At 72.5% G+C, this 14,444-nt stretch carries 10 protein-coding genes and 1 tRNA gene; 9 read left to right on the forward strand and 2 right to left on the reverse strand.

What is annotated here, in order from left to right; translation table 11 throughout:
• Positions 1-61 precede the first annotated feature (61 nt).
• The 8 genes from ACTJK8_RS10095 to ACTJK8_RS10130 are packed head-to-tail and all read left to right on the forward strand — an operon-like array spanning position 62 to position 11,370.
• Positions 62-1,312 (forward strand): glycosyltransferase family protein, encoded by a 1,251-nt coding sequence (locus ACTJK8_RS10095; RefSeq protein ID WP_012319778.1) that lies wholly within the window; start codon positions 62-64, stop codon positions 1,310-1,312.
• Positions 1,309-2,589, forward strand: a complete 1,281-nt coding sequence (locus tag ACTJK8_RS10100; protein ID WP_440761868.1) for a glycosyltransferase family 4 protein — start codon at positions 1,309-1,311, stop codon at positions 2,587-2,589. Before ACTJK8_RS10095 ends, ACTJK8_RS10100 begins: the two co-directional genes overlap by 4 nt.
• Positions 2,577-4,529, forward strand: a complete 1,953-nt coding sequence (locus tag ACTJK8_RS10105; protein WP_440761860.1) for a glycosyltransferase — start codon at positions 2,577-2,579, stop codon at positions 4,527-4,529. Before ACTJK8_RS10100 ends, ACTJK8_RS10105 begins: the two co-directional genes overlap by 13 nt.
• Positions 4,526-6,367 (forward strand): ABC transporter ATP-binding protein, encoded by a 1,842-nt coding sequence (locus tag ACTJK8_RS10110; RefSeq protein ID WP_058606815.1) that lies wholly within the window; start codon positions 4,526-4,528, stop codon positions 6,365-6,367. The genes ACTJK8_RS10105 and ACTJK8_RS10110 overlap by 4 nt, the downstream gene beginning before the upstream one ends.
• A complete protein-coding gene (locus ACTJK8_RS10115; RefSeq protein WP_058606816.1) occupies positions 6,367-7,233 on the forward strand; it encodes a hypothetical protein in 867 nt (288 codons plus the stop codon). The genes ACTJK8_RS10110 and ACTJK8_RS10115 overlap by 1 nt, the downstream gene beginning before the upstream one ends.
• Complete coding sequence (locus tag ACTJK8_RS10120; protein WP_440761861.1) at positions 7,230-9,197, forward strand: ABC transporter substrate-binding protein; 1,968 nt, start codon at positions 7,230-7,232, stop codon at positions 9,195-9,197. The genes ACTJK8_RS10115 and ACTJK8_RS10120 overlap by 4 nt, the downstream gene beginning before the upstream one ends.
• The gene (locus ACTJK8_RS10125) at positions 9,194-10,210 is read left to right on the forward strand and encodes an ABC transporter permease (protein WP_024829688.1); all 1,017 of its coding nucleotides are present in this window, start codon (positions 9,194-9,196) and stop codon (positions 10,208-10,210) included. Before ACTJK8_RS10120 ends, ACTJK8_RS10125 begins: the two co-directional genes overlap by 4 nt.
• An 11-nt stretch (positions 10,211-10,221) precedes the next feature.
• Positions 10,222-11,370, forward strand: coding sequence for an ABC transporter permease (locus ACTJK8_RS10130; protein ID WP_440761862.1), 1,149 nt, complete (start codon positions 10,222-10,224; stop codon positions 11,368-11,370).
• Positions 11,371-11,394: 24 nt separating this feature from the next.
• Here ACTJK8_RS10130 and ACTJK8_RS10135 read toward each other — a convergent pair whose 3' ends face one another.
• Both ACTJK8_RS10135 and ACTJK8_RS10140 read right to left on the reverse strand, forming a co-directional pair.
• A complete protein-coding gene (locus tag ACTJK8_RS10135; RefSeq protein ID WP_012319786.1) occupies positions 11,395-13,611 on the reverse strand; it encodes a sensor histidine kinase in 2,217 nt (738 codons plus the stop codon).
• A 55-nt stretch (positions 13,612-13,666) separates the two neighbouring features.
• Positions 13,667-14,008 (reverse strand): SelT/SelW/SelH family protein, encoded by a 342-nt coding sequence (locus tag ACTJK8_RS10140; protein ID WP_210383092.1) that lies wholly within the window; start codon positions 14,006-14,008, stop codon positions 13,667-13,669.
• A 258-nt stretch (positions 14,009-14,266) separates the two neighbouring features.
• Here ACTJK8_RS10140 and ACTJK8_RS10145 point away from each other — a divergent pair.
• Positions 14,267-14,341, forward strand: a tRNA-Val gene (locus ACTJK8_RS10145).
• Positions 14,342-14,444: the final 103 nt, after the last annotated feature.

A 14,444-nucleotide genomic window follows, 5' to 3' on the forward strand; every position in this document is an offset into this window, starting at 1 on the left:
CGGCTTGTGCAAGAGGGCGGCGGCTGCGATCCTCGCGCCGTCAACCGGGGCGATCACATCGATGCGACTGGACGAGCCGTCATCGGCCCCGCGCGTCCTGATCTACAGCCACGATACCTTCGGGCTCGGGCATCTGCGCCGCTCGCGGGCGATCGCCAACGCGATCGTGGCGAGCAACCGCAGCGCCCGGGCGATGATCGTCTCGGGCTCGCCGGTGGTCGACCGCTTCGCCTTCGCGCCGGGCGTTCGCACGGTCCGGCTGCCGCCGGTGACCAAGTTCGCCGACGGCGGCTATGCCAGCTTGGACGGCGCGACCCCGCTGGCGCGCACCGTCGAGCAGCGCTCCGCGATCATCGCCCAGGCCTGCGCCGCCTTTCGGCCCGACCTGATCATCGTCGACAAGGAACCGGCCGGCTTCCACGGCGAGCTGCTGCCTGTGCTGGAGCAGGCCGCCGAACGCGACATCCGCCTCGTCCTGGGCCTGCGCGACGTCCTCGACGACGCCGACCGCCTCGTCCCCGAATGGGAGCGCAAGGGTGCGGCCGAGACGATGGCGCGATTCTACGACGAGATCTGGGTCTACGGGCTGAGCCGCATCCACGAGCCCCTGGCGGCGCTGCCGATGGAGCCCGACATGGCCGCCCGCATCGACGCGCGCCTGATCTACACCGGCTATCTTCGCCGGGAGCTCCCGGAACGCCGCGCTGGCCGCGAGGAGCCGCCGGTGGCCGACGGCCCCTTCATCCTGGTGACGCCGGGCGGTGGCGGCGACGGGGCAGCCCTGATCGACTGGGTGATCGCCGCCTACGAGGCCGATCCCGCGATTCCCCTCCCCGCGCTCATCGCCTTCGGTCCCTTCCTCGATGCCGGGACCCGGGACGGGTTCGCGGCGCGCATCCGCCGCCTCGGCGACCGGATCGCGGCCATCACCTTCGACAGCGAGATCGAGTTCCTGATGCGCAAGGCCACCGGCGTGGTCGCTATGGGGGGCTACAACACCTTCTGCGAGATCCTGTCCTTCGACCGCCGGGCGGTCCTCGTGCCCCGGACCGAGCCGCGGCGGGAGCAGGCGATCCGGGCGCTCGCGGCCGAGCGGCTCGGCCTCGCGCGGGTGCTGATGGAGGCGGAAGGCCGGGCGCCGGCGCGCATGGCGACGGCACTCCGCGACTTGCCGGGACAGGACCCGCCGTCGCGGGTGCTGGTGCCGGGTCTGCTCGACGGCCTCGACGCGGTCGCGCGCCGCGTCAGGGCGCTCACCGCGCGCGGCGGCGCGGACGCCGCAGCCCGCCCGTGCCTGCAGGCCTATTCGTGAGCGCCAAGCGGGTCGCCGTGGTGCTGAAGGGCTATCCGCGGCTCTCCGAGACCTTCATCGCCCAGGAGTTGCTGGCGCTGGAACGGTCCGGCCTGGCCCTCGAGATCTGGTCGCTCCGGCGCCCGACCGACCGGGCGCGCCACCCGATGCACGCGCAGATCCGCGCCGGCGCTGCCTACCTGCCCGAATACCTGCGCGACGCGCCGCTGCGGGTGCTTCGCGGGCTGGGCGCGGCACTCCGCCGGCCGAACCTGCCCGCGCTGCTGGCGCTGTTCGCCCGCGATCTCCGGCGCGACCCGACGGCGTCGCGGCTGCGGCGCCTCGGGCAGGCACTGGTCCTCGCCCGGGAATTGCCGGCCGAGGTCGCCCATATCCACGTGCACTTCCTCCACACGCCCGCCAGCGTCGCCCGCTACACCGCGCTCCTGACCGGGCGCCGGTGGAGCTTCTCGGCGCACGCCAAGGACATCTGGACGACGCCCGACTGGGAGCTGACCGAGAAGCTGCGCGACGCCGAATGGGGCGTGACCTGCACCCGCGACGGGCTCGCGCGCCTGCAGGCCCTCGCGCCGGGCCGGACGCAGCTCGCCTATCACGGGCTCGACCTGGCGCGCTTTCCGGCCCCCCCGCCGCCGCGCGAACCGCGCGACGGGACGGATCCGGACCGCGCCCTCCGGCTCCTCTGCGTCGGCCGGCTGGTCGCCAAGAAGGGGCACGACGACCTCATCGACGCTCTCGCCGCCCTGCCCGCGCACCTGCACTGGCGGCTCGACCTGATCGGCGGCGGCGAACTCCGCGACGCCCTGGAGGCCCGGATCGCTGCCGGCGGCCTCGCGGAGCGCGTCCGTTTCCGCGGCGCGCTGGCGCAGCCCGCGGTGATCGAGGCCATGCGCGCGGCCGACCTTTTCGTCCTGCCGACGAAGCCCGCGCCCGGCGGCGACCGCGACGGCCTGCCGAACGTGCTGATGGAGGCCGCAAGTCAGGCGCTCCCGATCCTGGCGACCGCCTTCGCCGGCACGCCGGAATTCATCACCGACGGGGTCCACGGCGTCCTGGTCCCGCCCGGCGAGCCGGCGGCGCTCGCCGACGCTCTCACCCGTCTCGCGGGCGATCCTGGCTACCGCCAGCGGCTCGGCGCGGCGGCCTTGGCCCGGCTCGTGCAGGACTTCTCCGCGGAAGCGGCGATCGCGCTGATCGCCGGCCGGCTGCGCGCCTCCGCGGGTCTGCCGCAGGACGCGGCCGCCCACGAACCGGAGCTGTCCGCGTGCGCGTCCTGATCGCGGTCACGCATCTGCTCGGCGCGGGGCACCTCACCCGTTCGGCCGCCATCGCCCGCGCCTTCGCGGCGGCCGGCCACGAGACGATGCTGGTCTCGGGCGGCGTCCCGGCACCGATGGTCCGCTCCGACGGCCTGCGCCTCGTGCAGCTGCCGCCGCTCCGGATCGCCGGCACGGATTTCTCGACGCTGCTGGACCCCGACGGACACGCGGCCGGGCCGGCACTGCTCGAGCGCCGCCGCAGCCTGATGATCGAGGCTCTGGCAGCCTTCGGGCCGGACGCGGTCGTCACCGAGCTGTTCCCGTTCGGCCGGCGCGCCCTGGCGCCCGAGTTCATGGCATTGGTGGACGCGGCTCGCGCCCGGCAGCGGCGCCCGCTCGTCCTCGCCTCCGTGCGCGACGTCCTCGTGGCCTCGACCAAGCCGAAGCGCATCGCCGAGTCGCACGCGCGGGTTGCGGACCTCTACGACGCCGTGCTGGTCCACGGCGATCCGGCGCTCATCCCGCTCGAGGCCTCGTGGCCCCTCGACGCGGCGACCGCCGCGAAGGTCCGCTACACCGGATACGTGGATGAGGGGACCGCTCCAGCGCCGGCCTCGCACCGCTCCGGCGTGCTGGTCGCCGCCGGATCCGGGCCGGCGGGGCTCGTCCTGCTGCGTGCGGCCGCCGATGCGGCCCGGCAGCGGCCGGATCTCGGCTGGCGGATCCTGGCCGGCCACGGCGTGCCCGAGGCGGCGCTGTCCCAGATCGGCCACGGTCTGGAGCCCGGCATCCTCGGTCGCGCCCGACCCGACTATCGCGCCCTCCTGTCCGGCGCCGCCGTCTCGGTCAGCCAGTGCGGCTACAACACGGCCGTCGATCTCCTCGTTACCCGGACACCTGCCGTCCTGGTACCCTTCGAGGCCGGCGGCGAGACCGAGCAGCGCCTGCGTGCCGAGCGCCTCGCCGCCCGGCGACTCGCCCGGGTGCTGCCCGAATCGGCGCTGACGCCCGAGAGCCTGATGCAGGCCATCGCGTCGCAAAGTGCCCTCCCTGCGCCCGGGGACCACAGGATCGATCTGGACGGCGCCGCGCGTACGGTCGCGCTGGCCGAGGCCCTGCACGCGGGCGAGCGCGGGCGGCGCGGCCGCCTCCCGGCAGCGGATCCGGCCTTCGACGCCGTCCACAGCGCCCTCGATGCCGTCGCGGCGCGGGGCCAGCGCGTTCGGCTGTTCTGGCGCGACGACGACGCGGTCGCGGGCGGTCCGCGACTCGACCGGCTCGTCGCTCTCGCCGCAGGGCACGGCGTCCCGCTGCTCCTCGCCGCGATTCCGACCAACATCGAGTCCTCCCTCTCGCGGCGGCTCGAAACGGCTGCCGGCGTCTCGGTCGCCGTCCACGGCCGCGCCCATCGCAATCATGCCCCGCCGGGCGAGAAGCGGGCGGAGTTCGGCGCGCACCGGCCCCTCGAGGCCCTGATGGCCGACACCGCTGCCGGCCTGCAAATCGCCCGGCAGCGGCTGCCGGAGGCGTCGCTGCTGCCGGTTTTCGTGCCGCCGTGGAACCGCGTCGCGCCCGACCTCGCCGCCGCCCTCCCGGATCTCGGCTATCGCGGCCTCTCGGCCGTGCCGGGTCCGCCGATCCCGGGGCTGCTCCGCCTCGACGCCACCCTCGACCCGATCGACTGGCGTGGTACCCGGGGCCTGATCGATCCCGACTGCCTGCTGCGCGGCCTCGCCGCCGACATCGCCGGCGCGCCGGAGCGGCCGCTCGGCCTTCTCACCCACCACCGCATCCACGATGAGGCCGTCTGGGACTTCGTCGGCGCGCTGGTGGACAAGCTCCTGCGGCATCCGGCGATACAGGTCTTGGATCTTCGGGGACACTTCGGCGCGGCCGCGATGGACATGGGGCCGGCGGTATCTAAGTCTCAGGTCTCACAGATCGCGAGGACGGGTTGAGCCCGCTATTGTCCATCCGCGACCTCGCGGTCGCGTTCCGCACGGAGAGCGGTCCGTTCGAGGCCCTGCACGGCCTGTCCCTCGACGTCCACCGCGGCCGGACCCTCGCGCTGGTCGGCGAGTCCGGCTCGGGCAAGTCGGTGACCGCGCAGGCGATCCTGCGGATCCTGCCGCCCGCCGCCGCCATCACCCGCGGCCGGATCCTGTTCCGGGACGGCGAGACCGAGACCGACATCGCGCGACTCCCGTCCGAGGGCGAGACGATGCGGGCGATACGCGGCCAGCGCATCGCGATGATCTTCCAGGAGCCGATGACCTGCCTGTCACCCCTCCACACGGTGGGCGACCAGATCGGCGAGGCGCTGCGGATCCATACCGGGGCGGACCGCAAGGAGGCCGATGCTCGGACCGAGGAGGCTCTCGCCCGGGTCGGCTTCCCCGACCCGCATCGCGCCCTGCGGACCTACCCGTTCGAGCTGTCCGGCGGCCTGCGCCAGCGCGCCATGATCGCCATGGCGCTGATCCTGAAACCCGCGCTCCTGGTCGCCGACGAGCCGACCACCGCCCTCGACGTCACCACACAGGCCCAGATCCTCGCCCTGCTGGCCCGGCTCCAGGACGAGACCGGGATGGCGATCCTGCTGATCACCCACGATCTCGGCGTGGTCGCCAACATCGCCCACGACGTGGCCGTCCTCTACCGCGGCCGCCTGGTGGAGGCGGGCCCGCGCGACACGGTGATGCGCGCGCCGGGCCACGCCTATCTCCGCGCGCTCCTCCACGCCGTGCCGCGATTCGATATGGCGCCCGGCGAGCGGCTGACGCCGATCCGCCCGGCCAAGGCCGAGATCCCGCCCGGCCAGACGCCCGCGCCGCTGGCCGGGCCGATCCTGCAGGTAGAGGGGGTGAGCAAGAACTTCACGCTGCGCGCCGGTCGGCTGTGGCAGAAGCCGCGGATCGTCCACGCCGTGTCCGACGTGTCCTTGAGCCTCGCGGCGGGCCAGACGCTGGGGCTCGTCGGCGAGTCCGGGTCGGGTAAGACCACGGTCTCGAAGATGATCATGCGGGCGCTCCGGCCCGATTCCGGGCGGATCCTGTTCGACGACGGCAGCGGCCCGCGGGACGTCCACGCTCTGAACGGCGACGCCCTCTTCGCGTACCGCCGCACGGTCCAGTTCGTGTTTCAGGACCCCTACGCGTCCCTCGACCCGCGCATGACCGTCCGGCAGATCCTGTCGGAGCCGATGGAGATCCACGGGGTCCCGGCGGCGGAGCGGCGGGAGCGCTGCCGCGCCCTGATGGCCATGGTCGGCCTGGAGCCGAGCGGTCTCGGCCGCTACCCGCACGCCTTCTCGGGCGGGCAGCGGCAGCGCATCGGCATCGCCCGGGCGCTGGCCCCGAAGCCGCGGCTGCTGGTGCTCGACGAGCCGGTCTCGGCCCTCGACGTCTCTGTCCAGGCGCAGATCCTGAACCTGCTCAAGGACCTCCAGGCCGCCCTGGGCCTCTCCTACCTCATCGTTTCCCACAATCTGGCAGTGATCGACTACATGGCGGACACCATCAGCGTGATGTGCCGGGGCCGCATCGTCGAGGAGGCGCCGCGCGCGGCCCTGTTCCGCCGGCCCGTCCATCCCTACACGCGGGCGCTGCTCGCCGCCGTGCCCGATCCGAGCCTGGACCATCCCCTGGATTTCGCGGCCGTCGCCGCCGACCGCAACGACCCGACCACCTGGGAGGAGCCCTTCCGCCTGGCTCCCGACGAGGCCGGCGCGATGCGCGCGGTCGAGACCGGCCACCGGGTGCGCTTCGGCGCCGCCCCCAGGGCGGAGGCCGCGTGATGCAGGCCCGGCCGCCCGTGATGCTGGAGCGCCTGCGCCGCAAGGTGCTGTCGCCCTTCTTCGACCGCCTGGGCTACGACCTCGTCCCGGCCGCCCCCGACTGGAGTCACCGGCCGACCTCGCCGCGCGAGGTGGCGACCCTGCTCGAATCGGCAGCCGCCATCCTGGAACGCGATCTCGCCGCCGCCGGCCTCGTCCCCGACGGCGACGTGCTCGGGCAGGTCCGGGCGTTCTGGGATCTGATTCCGACAGCCCCCGTCCGGCAGCGGCGCGGCGGCAGCGGCTTCAACGGCGCGCTGCAGCTCTACGTCGCCATGCGCGCGCTGCGGCCCGACTTCGTGATCGAATCGGGCGTCTTCCGAGGCCTCACCACCTGGGTGATCCGGCAGGCCCGCCCGAGGGCGCGGATCTTCTGCCACGATCCGGACCTGTCGGGCCTCCAGTACCGCGACCGGCAGGCGCGCTACAGCACCGCCGACTGGTCGACCGCCGACTGGGCTGTGCTCGACCCGGCGCGGACGGTGGCGTTCTTCGACGACCACGTCGCGCAGGGCCGGCGGGTCGTCGAGGCGCAGGCCCGCGGGCTGACCCGACTGCTCTTCGACGACGACGCGGCCGGGCACCGGATCCACGCCCATGGTGGCCCCGCGCATCCGACCATCGCGATGATCACCGGGCCCGAGCGGAGCCCGGAGCCGATCCGCTGGACGCGGAACGGCCGCCACTTCGAGCAGCCGGCCGACGACGTCCTGGTGCGGCAGGCCGCCGGGCTGATCGCCCGGTCCCACGCGTTCGACGACCTGCACAGGGCGACCGGCTACTCGCCCGCCCGGCTCACCTCCGTGACGTTGCGGGGCAGCCCATGACGACCTGGGACCCGGGGGACGTCGTCCCGTCCGCTCTCCCGCACCGGAACGAAGGGGACGGTACCGTGTCCCGCCGCGCCCTCCTCGCCGGGCTCGGCGCCGCGGCGATCTGGGCGCGTGCGCCGTCGCGGGCCTTCGCCGACACCCCGCCGGCCGACGCGCCCGGGCTGCCGGCCACCCCTTACGTGGCCGACCTCGCCGCCCACGGACGCCGCCTCGGCAGCGCCGGCGGCACGATCCGGACCCTGATCGCCAAGGCACGGGACGTCCGCTACCTGTCGGTCTACGGCTACACCCGCCTCATCGGCTACGATGCCGATCTCAACCTGCGGCCCGACGTGCTGGAGCGCGTCGATGTCGAGGGCGGCCGCTTCACCTTCACGCTTCGCCAGGGCCACCGCTGGTCGGACGGGCACCCGTTCACCACGGAGGATTTCCGCTACTACTGGGAGGATGTCGCCAACGAGAAGGCGCTGAGCCCCGACGGGCCGCCGGCCTTCTTCCGCGTGGACGGCAAGCTGCCGACGGTCGAGTTCCTCGATCCGGTCACCGTCCGCTACAGTTGGGATCGGCCGAACCCGATGTTCCTGCCGGCCCTGGCGGCGCCGCGCGACCCGCTGATCTACCGGCCGTCGCACTACCTCAAGCCGTATCACGCCCGCTACATCGGGAAGGATGCGGCCGACGCGAAGGCCAAGGCGCTCAAGCTCCGCAGCTGGGCGGCCCTGCACAATCGTCTCGACGACAATTACGAGCTGAACAACCCGGACTGCCCGACCCTGCAGGGCTGGGTGCCGCGGACCCGCTCGCCGGCCACCCGGTTCCGGTTCGAGCGCAACCGCAGCTACCACCGGGTCGACACGGCTGGTACGCAGCTGCCCTACGTCGACACGATCGTGATGGACGTGGCCTCCCAGGGCCTCCTGGTCGCCAAGACCAACGCAGGCGAGGCGGACCTGATGTTCCGCGGCCTGATGATGCCGGATATCCCGAGTCTCAAGGAGGGTGAGGCGGCGCATCGCTATCGCACCAACCTGTGGCCCGTGGCCCGCGGCTCGGAGATCGCGCTCTACCCCAACCTCACCACGACGGATCCGGCGTGGCGGCAGCTCAACCGCGACGTGCGTTACCGGCACGCCCTGTCGCTCGCCATCGATCGGCGCACCCTGAACAACACGCTCCTGTTCGGCCTGGGTACCGAGGGCAACGACACGATCGTGCCGGAGAGCGCGCTGTTCGAGCCCGAGATGCGGACCCTCCACGCGTCCTACGACCCGGCCCGGGCCGCCAAGCTGCTGGACGAGATCGGGCTGACGGCCCGCGACGGGTCCGGCACCCGGCTGCTGCCCGGCGGGCGCGCGCTGGAGCTGGTGGTGGAGAGCGACGGCGAGGCCGAGATGGTGCTCGACGCGCTGCTCCTCATCACGGAATTCTGGCGCGAGGTCGGCATCCGCCTGATCACCAAGCCGCAGGAGCGCACGAACCTGCACCGGCGCTCCATCGCGGGGGTCACCGTCATGGTGGCCGCCCAGGGCCTCGATCTGGCCGTCCCGACCGCGATCATGCCGCCGACCGAGCTGAGCCCGGCCCAGCCGGAGCACTATTCCTGGCCGCTGTGGAGCATGAACGTCGAGAGCCGCGGCAAGAGCGGCGAGCCCTGCGACGTCCCGGAAGTCCAGCGCCTCATCGAGCTCGACCGGGAGTGGCGCCACACCGACGATGCCGGCCGGCAGGCCGCGATCTGGCGCGAGATGCTGATGAACCACGCGCGCAACACGTGGGTGATCGGCACGGTGGCGGGCGCGCTCCAGCCGGTGGTCGGCGCCGATCGCCTGATCAACCTCCCGAAGCGCGCCCTCTACTCCTGGGAGCCCACCGCGATGATCGGCGTGCAGCGCCTCGACGAGCTGTTCTGGGACAAGGGCGCCGAGCCTGGCGCCGACAAGCGCGCGGAGGCCCGGTGATCGCCCAGATCCTTCGCCGCGTCGTCACCATGGCGGTGACGCTGCTGGTCATCTCGGCCCTCGTCTTCGTGATCATCAAGCTGCCGCCCGGTGACTACCTGACCAACCGGATCATGGAGCTGCGGGCCACCGGCGACGCCAGTTCCGTGGCGAAGGCCGAGCTGCTCATCAAGCAGTACGGGCTCGACCGGCCGGTCTGGCAGCAATACCTGATGTGGATCGGCGTGCTGCCCGGGTCGGTCGGGTTCTCGGGGCTGCTTCAGGGCGACTGGGGCTGGTCGTTCGAGTACGACAAGCCGGTGGCGGACGTCGTCGGCGACGCCCTGTGGCTCACCCTGCTGATCAACCTGACGGCGGTGGTGTTCGTCCACCTCGTAGCGATCCCGGCGGCGATCTACTCCGCGACGCACCGCAACACGTTCGGCGACGCCGTCGTCACCCTGCTCGGCTATGTCGGCCTCGCGGTGCCGGGCTTCCTGCTCGCCCTGATCCTGCTGTTCTACGCCAACCGGTGGTTCGGGCTGTCGATCGGCGGTCTCTACGATTCGGCTCTCACCAACCAGCCCTGGACCTTGGAGAAGCTCCGCTCGCTCATGGCGCACCTGATCGTGCCGACGCTGGTGATCGGCCTCGGCGGGACCGCGGCCATGATCCGGCGCATGCGCGCTAACCTGCTCGACGAACTGGCCAAGCCCTACACCGTCACCGCCCGCGCCAAGGGTCTGCCGCCCCTGCAGGCGCTGCTGAAATACCCGTTCCGGATGTCGCTGAACCCGTTCGTGGCGGATATCGGCAACCTGCTGCCGCACCTCGTCTCGGGTTCGGTGCTGGTCTCCCTGGTGCTCAGCCTGCCGACCGTCGGGCCGCTGCTCCTCGAGGCCCTGCGCAGCCAGGACCAGTTCATGGCCGGGTTCATCCTGATGTTCGTCGCGGCCCTGACCCTCGTCGGCATGCTGATCTCGGACCTGATCCTGGTCTGGCTCGATCCGCGCATCCGCATGGGCCTGCGATGACCCGCCCCGCGATGACCGACGCGCTTCCCGCATCCGGACATTTCGTCGATCCGGCACCCTTCGAGCCGGAGGCCCGGGCCGAGAGCACGGTCGCCACGGCCTCCGCGTGGCGGCTCATCCTCCGGAAGTTCCTGCGCCACCGCCTCGCCGTGGCTTCGGCCCTGATCCTGCTCGCGCTCTACGCCACGGTACCGTTCGTCGAGCAGCTGGCGCCCTACGGGCAGGCCCGCCGCAACGGCGATTTCCTCTACGCGCCGCCGCAGCGCGTCCACCTGTTCCACGAGGGCCGCTTCGTCGGGCCGTTCGTCTACCCCTACCGGGCCCACCTGGACCTCGACACGTTCCGCCGGGACTACAAGGTGGACGCGTCCGCCCCGCAGCCATTGCGCTTCCTCTGCCGGGGCGACGGCTACGACTGGCTCGGGCTCGTCCACACCGATCTGCATCTCGTCTGCCCGCCAGAGAACGGCACGCTGTTCCTCCTCGGCACCGACAAGCTCGGGCGCGACCTGTTCTCGCGCATGATCTACGGGGCGCGGATCTCGCTCACCATCGGCCTCGTGGGCGTCGCCATCTCATTCGCGCTGGGGCTCTTCTTCGGCGGCATCGCGGGCTATTTCGGCGGTATCGTCGATGCCGGGGTGCAGCGGCTGATCGAGGTGGTGCGCTCCCTGCCGGAGCTGCCGCTCTGGCTCGCCCTGTCGGCGGCGCTGCCGCCGAACTGGAGCCCGCTGCTGATCTTCTTCGGTATCACGGTGATCCTCGGCCTGCTCGACTGGCCGGGGCTGGCGCGGGCGGTGCGCGGCAAGCTCCTGGCCCTGCGCGAGGAGGATTACGTCCAGGCCGCCGAGTTGATGGGCGCCTCGCCCACCCGTGTGATCGGCCGGCACCTGATCCCCAACTTCATGAGTCACCTGATCGCCTCGGCGACCCTGTCGATCCCGACCATGATCCTCGGCGAGACAGCCCTGTCATTCCTGGGCCTGGGCCTCAGACCGCCGGTGACCAGCTGGGGCGTGCTGCTCAACGAGGCGCAGAATCTCGCGGCGGTGCAGCTCTATCCCTGGCTGCTCCTGCCGGTCCTGCCCGTGCTGGTGACCGTGCTCGCGTTCAACTTCATGGGTGACGGTCTGCGCGACGCGGCGGATCCGTATCACTGACGGGAGGCGCCGCGCTGGGCCGGCCTACCCGGCGAGCGGCAGCGGCGCGATCCGCGTCGGGGCGGCGACGCCCTTGCGCTCCAAGAGGCCCGGCGGCGGCACGGGGGCGTCGATGGTGCAGACCACGCCGGTCGGCTCGTAGCTCAGCACGACCTCGCCGGCGAGCTCGCGCGCCAAGCTGCGCTCGATCAGGCGCGAGCCGAATCCGGTCCGTGTCGGCTTCTTGACCGGCGGGCCGCCGCGTTCGGACCAGCGGAGCGAGAGCTGCATCTCCTCCAGGCGCCGCACCGTCCAGGAGATCTCGACCGTGCCGCCCTCAGTCGAGAGCGCGCCGTACTTGACGGCGTTCGTGCCGAGCTCGTGCAGGGCCATGGCGATGGACAGCGCCAGCCGCGGCGGCAGACGCAGGGCCGGTCCCGAGACCTGGAACCGCGAGGTCCGGCCGTCGCCGGCCTCCAGCGGCCGGATCGCGTCCGCCACGACGGCGGAGAGTTCCGCACCCTCCCAGCTCTCCCGGGTGAGGACGTCGTGCACCCGCGCCAGGGCGAGGAGGCGCGCCTCGAAGGCGGCGCGCGCCGCGTCGGCCTCCGCGCCCTCCAGCCCGCGCAGGGACTGGGCCGCGATCGACTGCACCGTCGCGAGGGTGTTCTTCACCCGGTGGTTCAGCTCGTGGATCAGGAGCAGCAGGTGCTCCTCGGCGTTCTTCGTGTCGGTGATGTCGATGTTGCAGCCGGTGTAGCCCAGGAAGTTCTGGGCGTCGTCGAGCCGCGGCACGCCCTCGCACTGGAGCCAGCGCACCGCGCCCGTCCGGTCGATCACCCGCGCCTCGGTGCGGAACGGGATCCGGGCCTCGAACGCCTCGGTGAAGGCCGTCCGGAAGTTCTCCAGGTCGTCGGGATGCACGATCTGGTGCCAGCCGTCATCGTTGAACTGCGCGGCCGGTAGCCCGAACAGGTGCTCGAAATGAAGGTTGGCGAAGCTGACTGCGCCGGTCTCGTCGGTCATCCAGATCAGGGCCGGGGCCGAATCGGCCATGTGCCTGAAGCGCGCCTCGCTCTCGCTGAGGGCGCTCAGGCCGCGCTTAGTCTCGGCCAGCGCCCGGTCGCGCTCCTCCTCCCGCGTGCGCAGCCGCAGCGACGCCTCCGACAGCACGACCCCGAGCCGCTGGATCTCGTGCACCGGCGACGACACGCGCGGGATCGCCTCGCCCCGGGCCAGGGCCGGCCCGGACGCCGCCAACAACCGGAGGGGGCGCGAGACTCGCGACCAGAGGTTCACCGCCAGGAGCGACGAGGTGGCGAGCACCAGCAGGCCAAACCCCGCGAAGGCCCAGATCCAGCGCCGCACCCGCGCGTCGACGAGGGCCTGCGGGATGCTGGTCGCGACCATCCAGCCGGTCAGCCGCGAGCGCGCCTCGATCACCACCACCGGCTTGTGCTGGCGGTCCTGGCCCTCCCAGACGCCGGGCGTCGACGACTGCACCTGGCGGAGGCTGGCGAGGCGCTGCTTGCCGACCACCGCCTCGGGATCCGGCAGGCGCGCCAGGACGATGCCGGACCGGTCGCTGATCCCCGTCGTCCAGCCCGGGACGACCTCGCGGGACAGGATGCCCTGCAGGCGGGACAGGGGCACGGTGAAGCTCAGGATGTACCCGACCTCGCCGTCGACCATCACCGGCACGCCGACCGCGTAGGTGGCCTCGCCCGGCATCGGTCCGGGCACGTAGCCGCTCACCATGGCGCGCTGCGTGCCGCGGGCCAGATCCTGGTCGAAGGGAAGCGTGACGATCGGCATCGGCGCGCCGCGCGGCACGCCGGTGTTGACCACCTCCTGACCGTTCGGCCGGCGCAGGAGCACGTCCAGGTCGATCGATTCGCGGACGAGGCGCGCCTGGGCGTCGAACGCCTCGAACTCGCCCTGCCGGATCCGCGGCGAGGTCGCCAGCGTCTGCAGCACCGACACGAGGCCGGCGGTGTCGCGGTCCAGAGACAGGCCGATGCCGCGCACGTTCTCGCGGGCGTCCTGCTCGAACCGCGCCCGTTCCGCGGAGGCGTAGCGCATCAGCAGGATGCTGGTGAACAGCAGGCCGGGACCGATCAGCGCGATCACCAGCGCGATCAGGTAGACCTGGGTCGAGAAGCCGTTGCGCCCGAAGCGGTGCAGCCGCCGCGACAGCCAGGAACGGCGCGCGGGGATCACCGCGGGGACGCCCGCGCCCTCGGCATGATGGTCCGGACTCAAGCGGGGTCCATCCCCGGCCCGCGGCGCCCCGCGGGCTCGTCGCCGTTCCCTCGCCTCATGACCGGTCGATATGACCGAGATCGCGCGCCGGGTCGAGGTGGTCGCGCACCCGCTGCTTCAGCGCCTTCACGTCCGGAAAGCCGCCGTCGCGCACCCGTTCCCACAGGAGGGCCGCGCCCAGCTCGATGCGGAAGGTGCCGCCGGTGGCCGGCACCAGGGCGACCTCGCCGAGGTCGTCCCGGAAGGTCGAGAGGAGTTCCTGCGCCATCCAGGCCGCGCGCAGCAGCCAGTTGCACTGCGTGCAGTAGGTGATCGCGACGCGCGGCCGGCCCGGCCCCGCCGCGCCCTCCGCCGTCACGTCGCTGCCGGGCTCCGCGCCCGCTGGGCCATCGTGCATGCCCGCAGAGCGCACCGGCACGGCGGCCTTGTCAACCTCGCCCGCGCACACGATGGCGAGCCCCAGGCCGGCTTCGGCTGCGCCGCGCCCGGGCGAACCGGGTTCTGACAGGCCTTCCGGATGCTCGTCCGGTTGTCGCCAAACATCGCCGGCCGCGCTTGACGGCGCGGCCTGCCGCGCACTAGAAGGCCCGCCACCGGGTCGCGGCGCCCCCGAGGGCGAGCGACGATGGCGTGCGCTCAGGCGACTCGCCGGTACGGACGGTTAGCACAGCGGTAGTGCGTTCCCTTCACACGGGAAAGGTCGCAGGTTCGATCCCTGCACCGTCCACCATTATCCCCCATCCCCCGAAGGTCTGATCCCGCCGCGCCCCGCGTCGGTTTGCCACCCGAAAACCGCGTGCTAAGGGCGCTCGATCGGTGAACGCATAAGCTTG

Origin of the sequence: Methylobacterium sp. 22177, assembly GCF_052045615.1 — a bacterium.
GTDB lineage: Bacteria > Pseudomonadota > Alphaproteobacteria > Rhizobiales > Beijerinckiaceae > Methylobacterium > Methylobacterium radiotolerans.

Bases quoted from the DNA above. Each gene is read 5' to 3' on its own strand.
- ACTJK8_RS10140 (WP_210383092.1), bottom strand. From the start codon at position 14,008: ATGCACGATGGCCCAGCGGGCGCGGAGCCCGGCAGCGACGTGACGGCG.
- ACTJK8_RS10115 (WP_058606816.1), top strand. From the start codon at position 6,367: ATGCAGGCCCGGCCGCCCGTGATGCTGGAGCGCCTGCGCCGCAAGGTG.
- ACTJK8_RS10130 (WP_440761862.1), top strand. From the start codon at position 10,222: ATGACCGACGCGCTTCCCGCATCCGGACATTTCGTCGATCCGGCACCC.
- ACTJK8_RS10120 (WP_440761861.1), top strand. From the start codon at position 7,230: ATGACGACCTGGGACCCGGGGGACGTCGTCCCGTCCGCTCTCCCGCAC.
- ACTJK8_RS10095 (WP_012319778.1), top strand. From the start codon at position 62: ATGCGACTGGACGAGCCGTCATCGGCCCCGCGCGTCCTGATCTACAGC.